We start from the raw sequence: 19507 nt of genomic DNA, 5'->3' as shown, positions 1-19507 counted from the left end.
TTTTTACCAACCCTAATCTTTTTGATGCTGTTTTCAGCAATTATGGCACTCAGCCAGAATGCTGAACTCCTTTCTGATTTTTGGTTGAGTCAATTTTTGGGAAGGCTTCATCCCATGTTGGTTCACTTCCCGATCGCACTGCTAGTTTTCGCTGCTTTTCTGGAACTGCATACCCTCAAAAATTTCCATCAACCTCTTCGAAAAGCAATTGGTCTTTTAGTGACTTTTGGTGTGCTGTCGGCGGTGATTTCAGCCATTTTTGGTTTACTCCTAGCTACCAATGAAGCAACCAGTGGAAGCACCTTGGATATTCATAAATTCCTGGGCTTTGGAAGTGCTGTATTCGGGATTTTCCTTCTTTTCTTTTCAAAAAACGCGATTGAAAAAGGAGATTCTAGATCAATTAGGACTTATCGAGCATTTCTCTTTTTAACCTCAATTGGGGTAGGATTTGCTGGGCACTTCGGGGCTTCTTTGACACATGGAGAGGATTACTTGACCGAAGTCCTTCCTGGAAATTCCGAAACCTCTGCTCCACCATCCCTTACCATTGACTTGGCTACATTTTCATCCGAAATCAGTCCAGATCAAGAAATACAGCTAGTAACCAATGTCCGTTCAGTTTTTGCGCACAACTGCTACAAATGCCACTCTGGAGCAAAAATAGAAGGGGAATTACGATTGGATGAAAAGGAATTTGTATTTGCGGGAGGAGAAAGTGGACCCATCCTGGAACCAGGCAATCCCGAAAAGAGCGAGCTAATTCGCAGAATTTCCCTTTCCAAAAACCATAAGGATGTCATGCCTGAGAAGGGGAATTTGCTGTCCAAAGATGAAATCAGACTTTTGACTCTTTGGGTGGAAAAGGGAGCTCCTTGGCCGGATGGTGTAGAACAACAATCGGTCTACCGGGTGGCAGCATTGGCTCCAAGAAAACCTGAATTACCTACTCCAAAATCCGGCTTACAAAACCCGATCGATCTATGGGTGAATCAATATTTTGAAGAAAATCAACTTTCCTGGGGAGAGCAAATCGACGAACGGACTTTTATCCGTAGGGCCTATTTAGATATTATCGGCTTGCTTCCTAGTCCGGAAGATTTGAAAGCCTTGGAGGGTGATTCACGACCTAACAAAAGATCCATTTTGATCCAATCTCTTTTGGAAAGAAAGGATGATTACACCCAACACTGGCTGACCTTTTGGAATGATGCCTTGAGAAATGACTATACCGGAACGGGCTATATCACTAAAGGAAGGTATGCGATCACAGATTGGCTTTATACTTCAATTCGGGAAAACAAACCGTATGATCAGTTTGTCAAAGAACTCCTAAACCCCGATGAAAAGTCGAAGGGGTTCATTGAAGGAATCCGATGGAGGGGAACCGTAAATGCCTCCCAACGAACCGAAATGCAGGCTGCCCAAAATGTGGGACAGGTAATTTTGGGTTTAAACCTCAAATGTGCTTCCTGCCACGATAGCTTTATCAGCGATTGGAAACTGGAAGAATCCTACGCTTTTGCCAATATTTTCGCTGACACCACACTGGAAGTTAGTCGTTGTGAAAAACCAACTGGTGTGATGGCGAAGACAGAAATTCTCTGGGAAGAACTGGGGGAAATTGACAGCTTGGCTCCAAAGGCTGAGAAACTCAGGCAACTCTCCGAGCAACTGGTTCAGCCTGCCAATGGTAGAATGTATCGAACTATTGTCAACAGAGTCTGGAAGCAATTGATGGGAAGAGGAATCGTGGAGCCAGTTGACGAAATGGACAATGAACCTTGGAGCCAGGATTTATTGGATTGGCTGGCAGTGGATTTTGTGGAAAATGGCTACGACCTCAAGCGCTTGGTCTACCAAATCACCACTTCCAGAATTTACCAAACCCAGGTAATCAAGGTAGCTTCTCCAGATCAGCTTTTGGGAGAAAACTTCAAATTCCAAGGAGTAATTCAAAGAAGAATCACCGCCGAGCAATTTGCCGATGCAGTGGGAAAAATCGCTGCTCCTTTGTTTGATTCTGTTGAGGTTAAGTTTCGACCTTATGAATTGATTCCTGAGGCGAGGCCAAACCTTTCCTATACTAGGGCTTCTTTGGTAGCCAATAATGAATTTCTCAAAGCACTTGGCAGACCAAATCGTGAAATTGTCTCCACAAGTCGCGATTCCCAGGCAAGTTTGTTGCAAGCACTGGAATTAAGTAATGGGGAAAAATTGAACAAGGCTTTGGCGAAAGGAGGAGAAAAATGGGCCGAGGCCTATTCCAATCCTGAGGAATTTACAGGACAGATTTACCAAAACGCATTTCTAAGGAAGCCTAACTCAAAAGAGCTGGAACTGGCCAAGAAAACCTTCGGTGCAAAGGCAGAACCTGATGAAATCCAAGATTTTCTTTGGGCTATTTTCCTTTCTCCGGAATTTCAATTGATCTATTAACAAAACTTACCCCGGTGGGTATCTTCACCCACCGGAATCGCCACCATTAACCATGAAAAACCTCCACACCCGACGCGACTTTCTAAAGAAAACCAGCGCAGCAGCCATCGCAACCATGGGTATGGGCGCTCCCTTGGCGGGTTTACTTTCCTCCTGCGAAAATAAAATACCTGCATCGGCGGACTCGGTTATCTTACTTTTTATGGCTGGAGGAATGGCGCATACCGAAACTTTCGATCCTAAAAGACATACTCCTTTTAGAAAAGGGATGGAGGCCAAGGAAATCCTGAGCACTTTCCCTTCCATCCCTACCAAGTTGGACGGGATTTTCTTTTCTGAAGGTTTGGAAAATATCGCCTCAGTGATGGATAAAGGAACCCTGATCCGCTCCTACCAGGCTGCTGATTTAGGACATATCCTCCACACCCGACATCAATACCATTTTCACACTTGCTATGAGCCCCCACAATCTGTGGTTGTTCCCCATTTGGGAAGTTGGATAGCTAAAGAAAAAGGTGCGCTCAATCCTGTGATTCCTCCTTTTATCAATATTGGTCAGCGGTTTACTGTAGGTGAAGGAGAAGAATTGAAAGCCTTCCATTCGGCAGGGTTTTTAGGTTCGGAGTATGGCCCTTTTTTGATCCCTGATCCTACATCAGGCTTGGAAGCAGTCAGACCTCCAGTAGGAATGGATACCAAAAGATTCGAATCCAGAAATCAATTGTACAAAGATTTGATCGCTGCTGGACCCATGGGAGAATTTGGATCAGATTACCAAAAGGAATCTCTCCGTCAATCCATGGAGCAGGCCTATATGCTGCTCAATTCCCCGGAAGCAAAGGCATTTGACCTTAGTCAGGAACCCAAAGAAAATTACGATAAATACAATACTGGTAAGTTTGGCTTAGGCTGTCTTTTGGCAAGAAGACTGGTAGATCAAGGGGCTCGATACATCACTGTGACCACAGAATACGAGCCTTTCATGGGTTGGGATACTCATGACAATGGCCATACCCGGCTCAAGGACATGAAAAAATTGATCGATGCGCCTATAGCTCAGCTCATCAAAGACTTGGATCAAAGCGGAAAGCTTGATCGGACAATCGTAATTGTTGCCAGTGAATTTAGCCGTGATATGCTCACAGAAGGCCGCCCTGATCTCAAAGTCAAAGATCAGGTGGTGGTTCCTGATATCGTTGAAGACCTTAAGAATTACGGAATGCACAGGCATTTTACGGACGGTTGCTCCATCTTGATGTTTGGAGGAGGAATCAAACGAGGTCACGTCTTTGGAAAAACCGCCGATGAACGTCCCTGCAAAACCATTGAAAACCCCATCAAAATCGACAGCATTCATCAGACGATTTACCATGCTTTGGGGATTCCCTCTGACTTAAACTACGAGATCGAAAAAAGACCCTTTTTCACCACACCAGATGGGCATGGAAAAGTAGAATTTGGCCTTCTAGCTTAGTGATTAATTATTCCGAAGGTGGGTATTCTCCCGGACCATAATCGGTTCTTTCCACCCTATTTTTCACTGGATCCAAGGTCATGAGATAGCGATAAATTGCCTTCAATTCCAACTCATTCATTTGGGCAAAATTACCCCAAGGCATGGGCGAACCTTCCACTACTCTACCTGCTTTCATTCTGGAAATAAACGCTTCTTCAGTCCAGGAAGCCATTACTCCTGTAGCTGGATCAGGTGTTAAATTTGGAGACACGTAGGTATGCTGATTGGGCTCCAACATAGCCATTCCTCCTGAAAGTTTTGGCCCTATAAAATCTCCATTTGTCAAATCCCTTGGGGAATGGCATCCCACACAATTGGCTACTGAATAGACCAAATATTCCCCATAAACTGCCGTAGAGTCAATTGAAACATTTGCCGCAGGAGTACTTGTAGGTCCAACTGGCTTGATTAGCCCAAGTGCTATTACTGCCTTTCCTAGAAAGGTATAATCCGTTGGTTCAACCTTATTTTTCACCGGAGGTTGGGATCTCAAAAAGGATATAATTGCAGCTAAGTCAGCATCACACATATCCTGAAATGGCATAAAAGGAAATATCAACCTCCCATCGTGCCCTACAGAATTTCTCATAATCCGGGCAATTTCCTGGTCTGAAAGTCCCCCAATTCCCGTTTCTACATCAGGAGTTAAATTTTTGGTTCTGAAATTTCCAATTTCAAAACTGATCAAACCTCCACCAATCAAGGGTAATTGTTCACCTCTATCCACTGCTTCAAACTGATCATTAGGAACATGGCATGCTACGCAATGTGCCGGTCCATAAACCAGATATTTCCCTCTAGCGATCGCAGCAGAATCTGTTGTGGATTGAATCTGCGGGTACTCCGCTTCGAACTTTTTATCCCAAGAAAGGGAAACATAAATAACAAATGCCACAACTAGGAGGGCCACTATACCAACCACCCAAAACAGAATTTTGAATACTTTTTTCATACCTAAGAAATAGTTTAAAATGAAGGAATTCGTGGTAGAATTCTACTAGTTGGCTTGGGTAAGATTTTCCTTAAAATCAGTTTTTATTACTTTGGAAAATCGGTATGCTTGGGAAAAATTAAAAACATTAGAAGTTAAAATTTCTCCAAGAATAATTGACCTAAAGGCTAAAATATTTTGAGCTAAATCCCTGAAAATCAAAAAGCCTAGCTTTTCAGCCAGGCTTTATTCTTTAAAATGAAAATCGATTACAAATCAAATTTGACGCTTAGCAAACCGTATCTGGGCTGAACCAAATAGGAATAAGTGCTGATCAGGTTTTCGGAGAAACTGTCTCTTCGAATTGATCGGGTATCCAAAATATTCCAAACCGACAACCTGATCTCCCAAGGGCTTTTCTTTCCTTGGTAACTCAGGAATGCATTCAGAAAATCAAAGTCACTTTGGGTGCCTGAGGCCTTATTAAGATAGGTATTGTAGGTATAATCTGCATTTAACTTCAGGCCTTTGAAGATGTCCAAATCAATCTCAACCTTTGGGCTATGGGTGGTAAACGTGTTTTGGATAGCGCCAGAATTGTAATTATTGGCTGTGAAGGAATAGCCCAAATCAACTTCCAAAACCTTAAAGAAAGTAGTGGTCAATTTGGTATCATAGGTTTGTGAAAACTGCTGATTTTCTGCAGGCAGCTCATCCAAAAACAGATTAGTCTTAAAGGCATTCCATCTTCCTCCCACCTCAAATTTCATTTTGTTCAAGGATTTATCCAGGCGGATATCCCCATTGAGCGTTTCATTCACTGGCTCCACATTGACCAAGGAAAGGAGTCGATTGATTCCTGCAAAGTCTGTCGTGGTCGTGATCTCATTGCGTTTTCGTTGGTAATTTAGGTTACCGAATAGTGTCAACCCTGAAAACATGTCGAAATGATTGTAGCTAAGGGAATGGTTGGAAAAAAGTCCATTGTCCAAGGCTCTATTACCTTGGAAAATGGCATTGTAATCTTGCAAAACAAAGCCCTGAGCCAACTTCTGGATATCCATAAAATTCGCCTCGGTCTGGTAGCGATAAGTAAAGGACTTATTGGACTTGATATTCCATTTTGCATAAAGTCCAGGAAGAGCCAAGGTCTTATCAAAATTCAATTCTGAATTTAGCTGTTGATCATTCCAAGCATAGCGATGCACGAAGACTGATGGACTGATGATCCATTTTCCCCATTTGGTTTTCCAAGTCATCCCTAAATACAAGTCCTGAAAACCAAACTCATTGTCATTTTCAAACTCCTCAAAATCCTCAGCAGAACCTTCTTGAGCAAGATTTCCAGTAAGAGTTTGAGCAAGGTTTTGATAACCTACAGACCAGTTCAGGTGATTAGTTGGATTTAGGATGTAGTAATAATTAAAAGCTCCTTCAAGAGTTTGGGTTCCGATTTCCTGAGCCTGCAAAAACCTATACGTCTCTGCATCAGCAATCGGGTAAAATCCCAAAAGAGGCTTTTGGTTTGTTGTAAGATCGAAGAACGGATCCGTAAATTTCTTCTCCGCATTTAACTCCATGGAAAATACATGCCGGTCACTTGGGGCATGAAACCAATCCAATCTATGCTGCCAGGAATAAGGTCTACGGGAATTTATTGCTTCAATATTCTGCTCAATATTCCCAAAGTTTGAATTCAAAAGATTCCCATTGCTGATGTCTGAGAGCTTCCCAAAGAAGCTGTACTTGAGGTAGGTTTCTTCCTTCGGAGTATAGGTTAGCCCATATTTCGCCAAGCCAGATTTATTCTCAACTCGGCTAGCTGAATTCAGGATTTCTTGGACATTTTCTTCAGAATTGAGATAAGTTCTCAAGGAACTACTTCCCAGTTGGTTGTCTGAAGAGGAGGCAATAACAAATCCGGAATGTCTCCATTTTTTACTTGGGGAATAGTTAAAATTCAGCGCTCCCAGATGAGTTTTTAGATCAAAAGCATTGGTTCTTGAGGCCAAAGGAATTCCCAAATCGTCCGAATTAAACTGAACTCTGGAACCTGTACGTCCTCCCAGACCTCCCATTCCACCGCTAAATCGAAAGTAATCCTGCAAGGTAAAAGTCTGCTCCCCCACGTTATTGGAACCACCGATCAGATTGAGATTCAATTTAGGGGCGTAGTAGAACATATTTGCGTGGGCTAGGTATCGCTCCTGCAATCCTCCCCCAGCAGTCAGATCACCAAAAACCATGTTCTTTTTCCCCTCTTTGAGCTGAATATTGAGCGCCAAAGTCTCATCGTTATCCAGTCCTCTAATCGGAGATATTTCGTTGAAGTTTTTCAACACCTGAACCCGATCCACGGCATTGGCAGGAAGGTTCTTGGTAGCCAATTTGGTGTCTCCATCGAAGAAGGTTTTTCCATCGACCAGCACTTTGTCTACCTTTTTACCCTGGACTTTTACCTCCCCATTTTCATCCACTTGGAATCCTGGAAGTTTCTCCAAAACGTCTTCTAATTTTCGTTCTGTTCCGGTGGTAAACGCATCAGTTTTATAAGTCAGGGTATCTCCCTTCATTGTGACAGGCAGCTCAGAAACCACCTCCACCAATCCCAATTCAGTATCAGCCTGCTGCAAAACGATCAGCATGGGAGTTTCGGAATCCCATTCCTTCACTGGCATTTCAAATTGCTTGTATCCAACAAAAGAAACCCGAAGCAAGTACTCAGCGCCCGGCGCCAAAGTAATTTTGAATCTTCCTTCATCATTGGAAATCCCAAATCCACCGATCTTCTGGGTACTTTGGTTGATAGCCACCACATTAGCGTAAGGAATGGGTCGGTTAAGCGTGTCCAAAACTTGTCCAACGAGAGCTTTGGATTGGCCAAGAGCCGGAAAGGCCATCCAAGAAAAAATGGACAGTAAAATCAAACGTTTCAAAAAAGGCATAGTTGGTTTAGTTTTCTTAATTAGTTGCCTATTCTGATGGTAAACTGATTTCCTTCACCAGGCTTGCCCTGATATCTATTCATCATTTGTTTCATTCCTTCTTCCTGCATAGCTCTGAATTCTTCATTGGTCACTTCTTTACCACGCTTTGGTCGGATGATAGCTACAGGCTCAGCAGAAGGATTCAATTCTATTTTCTCACAGATTAGGGTTCTGCCGTTATTTTGAAGCTCCAAAATCAACCCAGGAAGGCCAAAATAATTTTCTGGTCCATGAGAAACTGGGATTTCGGGAGTATACCAAGCTACTACCTGAACGGTATCCTTAACATTTTCCATCTCAGTCATTCCTGTCGAAAATCTTTGGGAATCAATGATTCTGGTGTAGGTCGCTTTTTGTGCGGTATAGTTGCCGATTTTCTTGGATTCTCCAGTAAGCTCCCATTCTGCTGGTTCCAGCACATCCTTGATCAATAACTCTTTACCCATTACATCCTGCTCCTGCTCGTAGGTTTGGTCAGCAATGTTTTTGTAAAGAATCCGATCTTGACTTCCCGTATTGATCACGATTTGCATTCCTCCCGAGGAAGCAGTAGCGGGACCTCCACCTAAGCTTTCCACTTGTTTCCAATTAGATTCGATCTGGTTGAAAGAAAGGACATATTCTCTTTCCATCTGTTTTTTAAGCTGAGCCTGGATTTCAGCTATTTGTTCCGGACTCATTTGGGTAGAGTCCATGGAAAATTTAAAGGAGGAGGTAGATTTGTAATAAGCCCTTCCTGTAATACCCTGTCCCATGACGTTAGAAGTCATAATAACCAAGGCAAGGCATGCGGTAAATAGAATAAGTTTTACTTTCATGGTTTGTGTCGTTTACAATGCAAATGAATTGAAGCTTGAGAAAACACTATGTTAAGCACTGTTAACGTGTGTTAAGGTGGGTTTTATCCCTTTTTTATTGCCTCTAATTTAGCAGAATGAAAAGACTGGAATTCAAACGCATAGGATTTTTGATCGGAGTGACTTTACTCTTTGCGATTGGTATGCAAGCCTGGAGGATAGTTTCTCAATTTGAAGTGATCCAAACCCAACTTCAGTCCGATATTCAGGAAAGCTTGGACAATGCGGTGGAAAACTATTATGCGGAACTGGCTAAAACTGACGTGGTCGCCTTAACTGACCTCTCAATGCCTGAAAATTTCAATCGTTTAGATTCCCTTAAAAACCCAAAACAAATCACACATATTAAAATCGACAGGATAGATAGCGCTGGAGATTTTTTAGAAAGGGTGACAAAAAATAAAATGCTTTTTGAGACTTTGGAAAATTCAGAAGGCAGAGGTTTCGATTCTCTATTCTGGTCAGAGCTGGTCACCGATTCTTCTTCAAGCATGGTTATTTTGGACTCCAGCAAGAGGATAGCCGTGGATAAGAAAAATGATTTGAAGATTTTCTTTGGGAAAAGTCAGGCCGACAGCATCAATCAATTAAAGTTTCTTACCAGTAAAATCATCATTTCCATTACCCGTGATAGCCTGGATTTTGAGCGGATCAATAGATTCCTATTTGATGAACTGGCAAGAAGAAAAATTGATATCGATTACCGTCTCCTTCATTTAGTAGGAAATCCAAAAGCGGATAGCACCCTGTTAGCTTCAACTGAAAAAATGCCCTTTCAAACGGTATCAAGATCCACTTTCCTGCCAGCCGGGCAAAGTTTGATGATGTATTTTGAAAATACAGCCGCCACCATTTTGCGTAGAGGTTTGGTTGAAATTCTTACCTCTCTTCTCTTCCTGAGCATTATCATCTATGCTTTTTACTACCTCTACCAAACCATCAAAAACCAAAAGGAAATCGCCGAAATCAAGCAGGATTTGATTTCGAATATTACTCACGAATTCAAAACTCCCATCGCCACGACTCTTTCTGCCATCGAAGGAATTGAGCAATTTAATCCTGGGAATGACCCTGAAAAGACCAAGCGTTACCTCGGCATTTCCAAGGTTCAGATGCATAAGCTGAACCAAATGGTGGAAAAAATTCTGGAAACAGCCACTTTAGATACCGATCAATTAGTCCTGAAAAAAGAGGCTATCGATCCCGAGCCGCTACTACGTCAACTCGTCCAAAAGTTCCAAACTTTGGCTCCCGAGAAGAAAATCGATTTGATCCTTCCCGCTCATTTGAAACCAATTCATGCGGATCCCTTTCATTTCGAAAATGCGCTCTCCAATCTTTTGGACAATGCCGTGAAATATGGTGGAAATGAAATCAGAATCTGCCTAGACCAAAATGGATTGAATAAAATCCGCATCCATGACAATGGGGGAAATATCAGTTTGGAGCAAAAGGAACGCGTTTTTGAGCAGTTTTACCGGATTCCGAAAGGGGATGTCCATGATGTCAAAGGCTTTGGAATCGGCCTATACTATGTCCAAAAGATTCTTGAAAAGCACGAGGGGAAAATCGAACTGGAAACCGGAAAGAATTCTACCACTTTTATCACCTACTGGCCATGAGCAAAGTCAAAGTATTGCTAGCCGAGGATGAAATGGCCTTGGGCATGATCATTCAGGAAAGTTTGGAGAGTCGGGACTTCAAAGTCAGGCTCTGTGAAAATGGAGAGAAAGCCTGGGAAAGCTACCAGCAGGATAAGCCTGATATTCTGGTTTTGGATGTGATGATGCCCAAAAAGGATGGATTTGCTCTGGCTACTGAGATCCGAAAAATTGATCCCTACACCCCGATTATTTTCCTGACTTCCAAAAGCCAGACGGAGGATGTGGTCAAAGGCTTTGGGATTGGAGCCAATGATTATGTCAGAAAACCCTTCAGCATGGAGGAACTGATCGTGCGGATCAAAGCCCACCTCGACAGACTCCGAACGCGCCAAAATCAAAGCGATTGGATTCCTTTGGGCAAGTATGAGTTTCACCCTACACGCCAGGTCCTAAAATTCAAAGAAGAGGAATCTCCCCTCACATCCCGGGAAAGCCAACTGCTTCAAATCTTATTGGAAAATGCCAATGAGATCACCGACCGTACGCTGATCTTGAATCAGATCTGGGGTTCCGACGACTTTTTCAACGCCCGCAGTATGGATGTCTTTATCACCAAGCTCAGGAAAAAGCTCCAGGACGACCCGGAAATCCAGATTCTGAATGTACGGGGTTATGGGTTTAAGCTGGTATGCTAAAGTCTCTCTAGTATTCTAATATTTCAGACTCTTTAGATAAGCGATGCTCTTCGGAAGGGCTTCCAACTCATGCTCGCTTTCGTCCTCGATAAACATGTGTTTGATGCCGATTTTGTTGGCTTCACGAAGAATGGCTGGAAAATCCAATTCTCCCTGACCCAAAACCACATCATTTTCAGGACCGGTTAACCCGGTCATGTCTTTAGGAGCTCCTTTTCTGAAATCCTTCAAATGAAGGGAAACCCATCTTTTTCCATACTTTTTCAACAAAGCAGCAGGATCACCTCCTCCAAAGTGGGTCCACATCACATCCATTTGCAAGGAAACGTATCTCGAGTCAGTATTTTTCACCAAGTAATCGAAAAGGGTCCCGTCTTCATAAGGCTGAAACTCGTAGCCATGGACGTGGTACTTGAAAGTAATTCCGTTCTCCTTTAACACTTTTCCTCCGGCATTGAATGCCTTGATGGCTCGATCCGCATCTTCCTTAGAAAATTGTCCACGCTTATGCGGAATCCAGGCACACATCACATACTTAGCCCCTAAAGCTTTAGCCCGATCAGCCACTGCTTGAGGATCTGATTCCAATTGCTCGAAGCCGGTTCCGGTGGAAGGAATGGAAATCCCCCGTTCTTCGCACATCTTCCTGAATTGCTCCGGACTAACTCCCTGAGGAGCCCCTCCTTCAAATTCCACAAAACCCATTTGCTGGATTATATCCAGAGTCTGTGGCACACCATTTTTCCACTGGTTTCGGAACGTGTAGGAAGCAATTCCCAGAGGAACTTTAAACATGGGGTCACCTGCTTTTTGGGCTTGGGATTCCATAGGTGTGATCATCCAGGCAAAAGCAAGGAATAATAGGACGAGGGTCTTCTTCATAGTTTTTAGGAGGGATATTTCTCACAGATAACTCAGATAAACACAGATAAAAATCATCTGTGAATATCTGTGAAATCTGTGAGAGCTATTTATAAATTCAATTTATTCAACTCTTCCACTGCATAATTAGCCGCCCGAGCAGTCAAGGTCATAAAGGTGAGGGTTGGGTTTTGCGTACTCGCACTGGTCATGCAGGCACCATCAGTCACGAAGACATTTTTGCAATGATGCAGTTGATTGTATTTGTTGAGCAAGGAAGTTTTAGGGTCATTTCCCATGCGCACACCGCCCATTTCGTGGATATCCGAGCCCGGAGGAGCTTGGGTATCCTCTACGTTGATGTTTTTGAAACCCATTCGCTCATACATTTCCGATTGCTGCTGGACGAAGTCGGCCGTCATCTTGTTGTCATTGTCTTTCCACTCTACAGACATGATCAATTTGGGGATGCCGTATTTATCTTTTTCCGTAGGAGAAAGGCGAATATGGTTGGATTCTTCAGGGACCATTTCCCCCTGCATCCAGGCAGACATACCCCAGATCCCATACTTTGGATTGAGCAAGTTGTCTCTCAGGGCGCTGCCGATCAGTTCACCATTCCCATCCAATTGACGACTGCCGGACATGCCAATTGCATAGCCTCTGAGAAAGTCCGTTTCCTGCCTTTTCACATTTCGGAATCGAGGCACATAGGCATGACCTGGGTTTCTACCCTCATTGAACTTATCCAAAAAGCCCTCGAAAGTGGCATACCCCTTTCCTCGATAATTGTGGCAGGTGATGAATTTACCCATCAGCCCATTGTCATTTCCCAATCCATTGGGAAATCTGGAAGATTTGGAATTGAGCAAAATCGCATTAGAATTCAGGGTAGAGGCATTTAGGAAAATGACTTTTGCATAAAACTCGATCGCCTCTCCGCTATGTCTGTCTATCACCCGAACTCCGATTGCCTTTCCCTTTTGCTCATCATACAAAACGGATTCAACGACCGAATCGGGTCGAATGGTCAGATTTCCGGTTTTTTCTGCCCAAGGTAAAGTAGATGCATTTGCTGAAAAATATCCACCATAGACGCAGCCTCGGTTGCACATGTTTTGGTTCATGCACTTGTTTCGTCCTTGATCTTTGTGGATCTGCTGAGGATCGGTCAAGTGTGCACATCGGCCTTGGATCAAGTGTCTCTCCGAACCGTAGAGTTCTTTTAGCTTTTCCTTGTAGTAGGTTTCTACACAGCTCAATTCAAATCCTGGCTGGACCACCTGATCTGGCAATACATCCAATCCATCTCTGCTACCAGCAAAGCCTACAAAAGTCTCCACGTAAGTGTACCAAGGCTCCATGTCTTTATACCGGATGGGCCAATCCACTGCATATCCATCACGGGCTGGGCCTTCAAAATCATAATCTGACCAGCGCTGAGTTCCTCGAGCCCAAAGCAGAGATTTTCCTCCTACATGGTATCCTCTAAACCAGCGGAATGGCTTTTCCTCGATATAGGGTTGCTCATCTTCTGCCAAAGCCCAGTGCATGGTTTCTTCACGTTTCCAATTGGCTGCGCCCACTCCCGAACGCTTGTCGACCGGCACTACGCCTCTGAATTCAAATTCCCAAGGGGCTTTGGAAGCGGTAGGATAATCTTCGATATGTCTGACCATCCTTCCTCTTTCCAGAACCAGAGTTTTCAGGCCTTTTTCGGTTAATTCCTTGGCAGCCCAGCCGCCTGAAGCACCCGAACCGATCACAATGGCATCGTAGGTGCGTTTTTCTTTAGAGTCTTGCAACATGTCGTTTTGGGTTTAGGCTTGGGAAGCAGGTACGTCTACACATCCATGATAAAAACCAGGCGCAACCTGGTATCCTCTATATTCCACCATGACTTCCTTGACCGTGGTGAATCCAAGAATCGTATTGGAGCGGATCAGGCCATAGAACTTTTTGTCCTCCTCATTTTCGGAAGAATTCAAGGCCAAAAGGGCCTGTTCTCTCTCTTCCTGGGTTTGATCTAAAAATCCTGACTTATGCAGCGCCTTAAGCTTTGATTTGATCAAGTCTTGATCTTCTTTTTCGTAGCATTTTTCAAAAAGTCGGATCAAAAACTGATCTGTACCTGTACTCAAGGCTCCAATGGGTTTAGCGTCAGGAGAAGGTAAAATCGGTGGATGTCCCTCAGGAATAAAAGTTTCAGCAATTGCTGTTATCATTTTTTCCTCTTCAAAACTGAAAAAGCCTTGGTGGGTGATACGGTCAACCAGTTGCCATTTCCAATCTACCAAGGCCAAACCGGCAATGCCGACCCCAGCTGCACCAAGAATTTTGAGGGATTTACGTCTATCCATGATCTTCTGTATTTTGGGTATTTACGGAAGTTCAAGTTAGATTTTTTTGAAAAACAGGTACAGGAATTCGTAAAGAATTCCATCAGCGGAAGATTTATTTTTACCTATCTGAATAATTCAAGGAAAGCCCTATGGAAAAGTATGTCCGAACTTGCTTATCTCTCGAATTACTGGAAATCCCAAATGAAATAGGACCTAAAATAGAATTGTAGCTAACATCCGCTCCATATCCAAGATAAGATTCATCCTGAAAAATTTTTCCAGTCCAATCAGGATCTCCTATAGGATATTGCTGACTATAGCCCAGCCAATTCGCCCCAGCTCGAAGATAAATTTTAGAAATGGGCTCCAACTGGAATTCTGCTCCGACTTTCAAAAAGTTCGAGGTCTGAACTTCAGCATAGTTTAGTCCCCAAAATGGAGTATCTCCAAAGCGGATATTTTGATACCCTCCCACAAAAAACTCTCTGTAAATTTTTGATGAAGATTCGTCGGATAAAATCACCCCAAATGCAGTATTCGGGTGAAATTGGAGCTTAGGGGAAAGAGAAAAATATTTCGAATACCGACCATTGATAGTTCCATAGGGATTAGGTCTAAATAATTGGACCAAATCTGAAAAATCCTCAATGGAAACCCTAAAAAAATCTTCTCCCAATTTGATACTCAAGGAGTCTGCGCCGGCAACAGTATTTATTCCCAGCCAATCCTTAAGGTTAAAATTTGTTTCTATCAATCCTTCTGCCCCATGTGTTGGGAAGTTTCGGTCATTTTGAGAGTTTCTGTAGTATCGGAACCTTAAGCCAATGAAGCGCTGATAGGCACTTTTCAATTCCTCAGAAGCCAAGTCATTTAGCAAATACTTTGAATTTTCATTTTCAAAATACATCCCTAGATAAAATGCCTGCTTGAGGGAGGAGGTAGAAATCAGTTGAGCTTCCAATTTGGAATTTCTGAATTTCTGTAAACCCGTGGTTTTCCCATTCTCATATGTGGGTTGGCCTTGATTTAAATAATTGGCCTTTAGATTAAACGCAAATCGCTTTTCCTTACCGATGTATTTGTAATAATCAAACCTAAACTTCGGATTTTGGCTGATGTCAGCGAGAAGGACTGTTCTGGAAAATTTCCCAATAAAATCCCTCATCGTATAATTCAAGAGAATCCCCGCCGAAAATTGATTGTCGTAGTGAACCGATGTGCTCAATAAATGACTGGATTTTTCCTTTACCCGAATGTCCAACTCATACTCATCGGAGCCCGTAGGGACTAACTTATAATCGACTTTGTAAAAACCGTTGATTCCGAAAACACGGTTAATTCCATCCTGTAGCTCCTCTCTGCTTACTTCCTGACCTTGTTTAATTCCCAGTTTGGATAGGATTAGGCTGGTTGGGAATATTCGATTTCCCTCAACCTTAATTGAACTAAATCTAACTGGTCTGGCCTCCAGGCCGATTCCATTAGGCACTGAATTCAATCCCAAGCTATCCGCAAGCTCTTTGAAACGAGGGTAAAAAATTTCTCCGGTTTTATCTCCGATTTTTAAAATGGCATCAAAATCCCCAAAGCTTGCTGTTCCATAAGGTCCAAGTTCGGGTTTGATGTAAATATCTGTCAGGGCAATGTTTTCACTGGTTTTTCCCAAAGATTGAGCCATCGCCAATTGCATCAAAATGGCTCCAAACCCTTCTAATTTTTCAGCTTCAATAAAATCCTCATCACTGACATTGACACCAATCACAATGTCTGCTCCTAATCCCTTGGCTACATCTACTGGAAAATTATTCACCACTCCTCCATCCACCACAACGGTCGAATCAAGTTGAAACGCCGTAAATGCAGTGGGAATTGCAATACTTGACCTCAAGGCGTCATGTAAATAGCCGCGATCAAAAACAATGGCCTTTCCGGTGCCTATATCCGTGGCAATGCATCGAAATGGAATTGGGAATTCATCAAAATTGGCATATTTCCGAGCTGGCCAGGTGTAGTATTGAAGTACTTCTGAAAGCATCTGTCCTTCAATAAGACCTGAAGGAAGACTTATTTTGCCATTTCGAACTGGTAATTCTACCAGATATCGGTTGTAGTATTCCTTTTCTTCAAAGGCAATAGTTTCGAATCCTACCCGGTTGGAAATGATCAAATCCCAATCAATGGATCGGATGATCTTTTCCAATTCTTCAGAATTATAGCCCATGGCATAAAGACCTCCCACCACTGAGCCCATACTGGTACCTACCACATAATCAGGTCTGATTCCGGCTTTTTCCATAGCCCGAATGACTCCCACATGAGCCATGCCTTTAGCTCCTCCTCCACTGAGGACTAGACCGATTTTAGGTTTGGGGTTGGCTGAATTGTTTTTCTGAAATGCTTGTGCTGAATTAATAAAAACTAAAGCAGCGGCAAGAAGGAAAGAAATAAAAAAACCTGTTTGTTTCATTCAGATGGACAATTCAGCCTTTAGGACAATTTATTTTCTGTAATCCAAAGGAGCATTTCTATCTCCTACCAAGGCCTTATATTCAAATCCAGGACCTCTTCTTTTATTTAATTCCTCCAAAGCTGTGGATGTAACTGAAGGGTTTTTAAAGATATCCATGGCAGTTAAGGTCAAGGTTTTTGCAGCTACCATCATTCCTTTTTGGCCAATACTAGTGCCTCCAGCTGCTACTGCCTGCCAAGTATGCGCGGAAGTTCCCGGAACCCAAGTTGCAGTGTTAAGTCCGGCAGTTGGTACTAGCCAAGACACATCCCCCACGTCAGTACTGCCCCCACCTCCTTTTTCATTGACTACAAAAGGAACAATTTTAGCGGCATCGTCTGGCGAAGCCAAAACTCCTTTAGGGAAGGTCTTGATGATTTCCTCAGCAAACTTTCTTTCCTCAGCTGTATAAGATACCCCTCCGACGATTTCTAGATTTTTATGCATGATTCTAGCTAGAGTCTCATTTGGCAAAAGGTTGTACACCCCATTGATCACTTCGTATTCCATTCGGGTTTGGGTACCTAATGCAGCCCCTTCAGCTGCCTTTACCATTCTAGCAAAGATATCCTGAACTACTTGAGCATCAGGATGTCTTACGTAGTGATAGGATTCTGCAAAAGCCGGAACCACATTTGGAGCCTCTCCACCTCGTGTGATCACGTAATGCATTCTTGTTTCCATTGGCACATGCTCACGCATTAAGTTGACCATGAAGTTCATTGCTTCTACAGCGTCTAAGGCAGACTTTCCTCTTTCAGGTGCTGCAGCAGCATGGGAGGCCTCCCCATAAAATCTGAATTTTGTGGAAATGTTTGCCAAAGAAGAAGTAGCTCCCGCGGCATTCTGAGATCCAGCATGCCAGTGAAGCATGGCATCCACATCGTCCATCACTCCCGCTCTGGCCATGTAAACTTTTCCTCCCCCTCCTTCTTCTGCTGGAGTTCCATAAACACGAAGAGTGCCTTGGATTTTATTTTCCTTCATCCATTCCATTACAGAAATTCCTGCAGCAACAGAAGCAGTACCAAATAGGTGGTGCCCACAAGCATGGCCTGCTCCACCTTCTACCACCGGATCTCTGAATGGAACAGCTTTTTGTGAGACTCCCGGAAGTGCATCAAATTCTGCCATAATTCCGATTACGGGTTTGCCTGATCCATATTCTGCCACAAAAGCGGTTGGAATATTAGCCACCCCAGCTGTCACCTTAAAGCCAGCATCAGTCAAAGTCTTTTGTAAAAGCGCAGAGCTATTGGTTTCCAAATAGCCCAATTCGGCATAATTCCAGATTTGCATGGCTATTTTTCCGTATTGATCAGCCTGGGAATCCAGCTTTTTCAATACTTCAGTATCCTGTCCAAATGAAGTAAGGGCAGGTAAAAGCAGAAATAAGAGTAGAATTTTCTTCATGGTGATTGATGGTTATACTTGGTGAAAATAGAAAGTCTTTTGTCATGGGTAAAGAAATTCCCTTTCAATAATTTGATTTTGAAGAATTTCGCCCAAAATAAATCTCCCAGAATAGAATCGATTCAAGATATTAAATAACTATTCAAGGCATACTCCAATTATTTTTCGCTTTGTATTTCAATTACTTATGATTCTTAGTAAATTTTCTTAACCTCAATTTTAAAGCACTATGAAAAGAATTTTAAAAGTGGCAGCCTATTTATTCGGTGCCATCATTATCCTGCTTGTCTGCGCACTTGCATTTTTAGAATTAGGATTCCCAAAAGTGGATCCAGCCCCAAAAATTTCTATTGAATACACTCCTGACCGGATAGAAAGGGGAGCTTATTTGGCAAACCATGTGACCGTTTGTATGGATTGCCATTCTACCCGGGATTTTTCTTTGTTTTCTGGTCCCCCAACCCCAGGAACTCTAGGAGCTGGTGGAGATCGATTCGATCATAAAATGGGATTACCCGGAGTTTTTTATGCAAAAAATATTACCCCCTTTGGAATCTCCGACTATTCCGACGGGGAATTGTATCGACTGATAACTACTGGAGTCACCAATGATGGTCGACCGATGTTTCCACTTATGCCTTATCCCTATTATGGTAAAATGGACCCTGAGGATATTTATGATATCATTGCCTATATCCGATCTCTCGATCCTGTAGAAAATGAAATTCCAGACTCTAAGGCAGATTTTCCGGTAAATCTCATCTTGAGAACAATTCCTAAAAATGCAGAAATGGTCAAAAAACCATCTCCATCCGATCAAGTTGCCTACGGGGCTTATTTAGTAAATGCTTCAGGCTGTATCGAGTGTCATACCCAAGTAAGTCCAGATGGGGTAATCATTCCTGAAAAGGCCTTTTCAGGAGGAAGAAGTTTTCCTTTTCCTGATGGATCAGTGGTGACGTCATCGAATATTACCCAGTGCCCAGATACCGGAATTGGTAATTGGACAGAAGAAATGTTCCTTGGCAGATTCCAACAATATGCAGATTCTGGGTATGTAATTCCAAAAGTCAATCCCGGCGAATTCAATTCCATTATGCCATGGAGCATGTATTCCGGGATGAAAGAAGAAGATCTCAAGGCAATTTATGCTTATCTAAAAACCATCAAACCGATCACCAACGAAGTGGTAAAATTCACCGCCTCAAACTGAAATTTTGATTAAAACTTTAAAAAGGACTTCAGGAAATGGAGTCCTTTTTTTATGTTTTGTGACACCTATCACAAATTTTTCTTTGGGCTTGGTAGTATTTTTCCAAAAGATTGGGAGAATGTTACCCTATCAGAAAAAAA

At 42.8% G+C, this 19507-nt stretch carries 13 protein-coding genes; 5 read left to right on the top strand and 8 right to left on the bottom strand.

Annotated elements, in window-relative coordinates; genetic code table 11:
- Positions 1-24: 24 nt before the first annotated feature.
- A complete protein-coding gene (locus tag DFQ04_RS12190) occupies positions 25-2439 on the top strand; it encodes a DUF1549 domain-containing protein (protein ID WP_243739676.1) in 2415 nt (804 codons plus the stop codon).
- A gap of 52 nt (positions 2440-2491) precedes the next feature.
- Complete coding sequence (locus tag DFQ04_RS12185; RefSeq protein ID WP_133556229.1) at positions 2492-3913, top strand: DUF1501 domain-containing protein; 1422 nt, start codon at positions 2492-2494, stop codon at positions 3911-3913.
- A 7-nt stretch (positions 3914-3920) separates the two neighbouring features.
- Here DFQ04_RS12185 and DFQ04_RS12180 read toward each other — a convergent pair whose 3' ends face one another.
- The 3 genes from DFQ04_RS12180 to DFQ04_RS12170 all read right to left on the bottom strand — a co-directional run bounded on the left by DFQ04_RS12180 (position 3921) and on the right by DFQ04_RS12170 (position 8691).
- Positions 3921-4907 carry a c-type cytochrome gene (locus DFQ04_RS12180; RefSeq protein WP_133556227.1) on the bottom strand — a complete coding sequence of 329 codons (987 nt, stop codon included), beginning with the start codon at positions 4905-4907 and terminating at the stop codon, positions 3921-3923.
- 248 nt (positions 4908-5155) lie between these two features.
- Entirely contained in the window at positions 5156-7831 is a 2676-nt protein-coding gene (locus tag DFQ04_RS12175; protein ID WP_133556225.1) for a TonB-dependent receptor, read from the bottom strand.
- Positions 7832-7851: 20 nt separating this feature from the next.
- Positions 7852-8691, bottom strand: a complete 840-nt coding sequence (locus DFQ04_RS12170) for a GLPGLI family protein (RefSeq protein ID WP_133556223.1) — start codon at positions 8689-8691, stop codon at positions 7852-7854.
- Between the two features lie 116 nt (positions 8692-8807).
- Here DFQ04_RS12170 and DFQ04_RS12165 point away from each other — a divergent pair, with 116 nt between their 5' ends.
- Together DFQ04_RS12165 and DFQ04_RS12160 are read left to right on the top strand one after the other, a co-directional pair.
- Complete coding sequence (locus DFQ04_RS12165; protein WP_133556221.1) at positions 8808-10352, top strand: sensor histidine kinase; 1545 nt, start codon at positions 8808-8810, stop codon at positions 10350-10352.
- Positions 10349-11029, top strand: coding sequence for a response regulator transcription factor (locus DFQ04_RS12160; protein WP_133556219.1), 681 nt, complete (start codon positions 10349-10351; stop codon positions 11027-11029). The genes DFQ04_RS12165 and DFQ04_RS12160 overlap by 4 nt, the downstream gene beginning before the upstream one ends.
- Positions 11030-11044: 15 nt before the next feature.
- On the opposite strand, the gene DFQ04_RS12155 is transcribed toward DFQ04_RS12160, so the two are convergent.
- The 5 genes from DFQ04_RS12155 to DFQ04_RS12135 form a co-directional block, all read right to left on the bottom strand.
- Complete coding sequence (locus DFQ04_RS12155; RefSeq protein ID WP_133556217.1) at positions 11045-11911, bottom strand: sugar phosphate isomerase/epimerase family protein; 867 nt, start codon at positions 11909-11911, stop codon at positions 11045-11047.
- 89 nt (positions 11912-12000) lie between these two features.
- Entirely contained in the window at positions 12001-13698 is a 1698-nt protein-coding gene (locus DFQ04_RS12150) for a GMC oxidoreductase (protein WP_133556215.1), read from the bottom strand.
- Between the two features lie 12 nt (positions 13699-13710).
- Positions 13711-14250 carry a gluconate 2-dehydrogenase subunit 3 family protein gene (locus DFQ04_RS12145; protein ID WP_133556213.1) on the bottom strand — a complete coding sequence of 180 codons (540 nt, stop codon included), beginning with the start codon at positions 14248-14250 and terminating at the stop codon, positions 13711-13713.
- Between the two features lie 100 nt (positions 14251-14350).
- The gene (locus DFQ04_RS12140) at positions 14351-16699 is read right to left on the bottom strand and encodes a patatin-like phospholipase family protein (protein WP_133556211.1); all 2349 of its coding nucleotides are present in this window, start codon (positions 16697-16699) and stop codon (positions 14351-14353) included.
- A 30-nt stretch (positions 16700-16729) separates the two neighbouring features.
- Positions 16730-18154, bottom strand: a complete 1425-nt coding sequence (locus DFQ04_RS12135) for an amidohydrolase (RefSeq protein WP_133556209.1) — start codon at positions 18152-18154, stop codon at positions 16730-16732.
- A 229-nt stretch (positions 18155-18383) separates the two neighbouring features.
- On the opposite strand from DFQ04_RS12135, the gene DFQ04_RS12130 reads away from it, so the two are divergent.
- The gene (locus tag DFQ04_RS12130; protein ID WP_133556207.1) at positions 18384-19367 is read left to right on the top strand and encodes a c-type cytochrome; all 984 of its coding nucleotides are present in this window, start codon (positions 18384-18386) and stop codon (positions 19365-19367) included.
- Positions 19368-19507 lie beyond the last annotated feature (140 nt).

The sequence above is a fragment of the Algoriphagus boseongensis genome, assembly GCF_004362805.1.
GTDB lineage: Bacteria > Bacteroidota > Bacteroidia > Cytophagales > Cyclobacteriaceae > Algoriphagus > Algoriphagus boseongensis.
This window is presented reverse-complemented; position numbering and strand designations above follow the sequence as displayed.

What these genes read in the sequence shown, in the direction of transcription:
- DFQ04_RS12190 (WP_243739676.1), top strand. Translation starts at nt 25, where the DNA reads ATGCTGTTTTCAGCAATTATGGCACTCAGCCAGAATGCTGAACTCCTT.
- DFQ04_RS12185 (WP_133556229.1), top strand. Translation starts at nt 2,492, where the DNA reads ATGAAAAACCTCCACACCCGACGCGACTTTCTAAAGAAAACCAGCGCA.
- DFQ04_RS12180 (WP_133556227.1), bottom strand. Translation starts at nt 4,907, where the DNA reads ATGAAAAAAGTATTCAAAATTCTGTTTTGGGTGGTTGGTATAGTGGCC.
- DFQ04_RS12175 (WP_133556225.1), bottom strand. Translation starts at nt 7,831, where the DNA reads ATGCCTTTTTTGAAACGTTTGATTTTACTGTCCATTTTTTCTTGGATG.
- DFQ04_RS12170 (WP_133556223.1), bottom strand. Translation starts at nt 8,691, where the DNA reads ATGAAAGTAAAACTTATTCTATTTACCGCATGCCTTGCCTTGGTTATT.
- DFQ04_RS12165 (WP_133556221.1), top strand. Translation starts at nt 8,808, where the DNA reads ATGAAAAGACTGGAATTCAAACGCATAGGATTTTTGATCGGAGTGACT.
- DFQ04_RS12160 (WP_133556219.1), top strand. Translation starts at nt 10,349, where the DNA reads ATGAGCAAAGTCAAAGTATTGCTAGCCGAGGATGAAATGGCCTTGGGC.
- DFQ04_RS12155 (WP_133556217.1), bottom strand. Translation starts at nt 11,911, where the DNA reads ATGAAGAAGACCCTCGTCCTATTATTCCTTGCTTTTGCCTGGATGATC.
- DFQ04_RS12150 (WP_133556215.1), bottom strand. Translation starts at nt 13,698, where the DNA reads ATGTTGCAAGACTCTAAAGAAAAACGCACCTACGATGCCATTGTGATC.
- DFQ04_RS12145 (WP_133556213.1), bottom strand. Translation starts at nt 14,250, where the DNA reads ATGGATAGACGTAAATCCCTCAAAATTCTTGGTGCAGCTGGGGTCGGC.
- DFQ04_RS12140 (WP_133556211.1), bottom strand. Translation starts at nt 16,699, where the DNA reads ATGAAACAAACAGGTTTTTTTATTTCTTTCCTTCTTGCCGCTGCTTTA.
- DFQ04_RS12135 (WP_133556209.1), bottom strand. Translation starts at nt 18,154, where the DNA reads ATGAAGAAAATTCTACTCTTATTTCTGCTTTTACCTGCCCTTACTTCA.
- DFQ04_RS12130 (WP_133556207.1), top strand. Translation starts at nt 18,384, where the DNA reads ATGAAAAGAATTTTAAAAGTGGCAGCCTATTTATTCGGTGCCATCATT.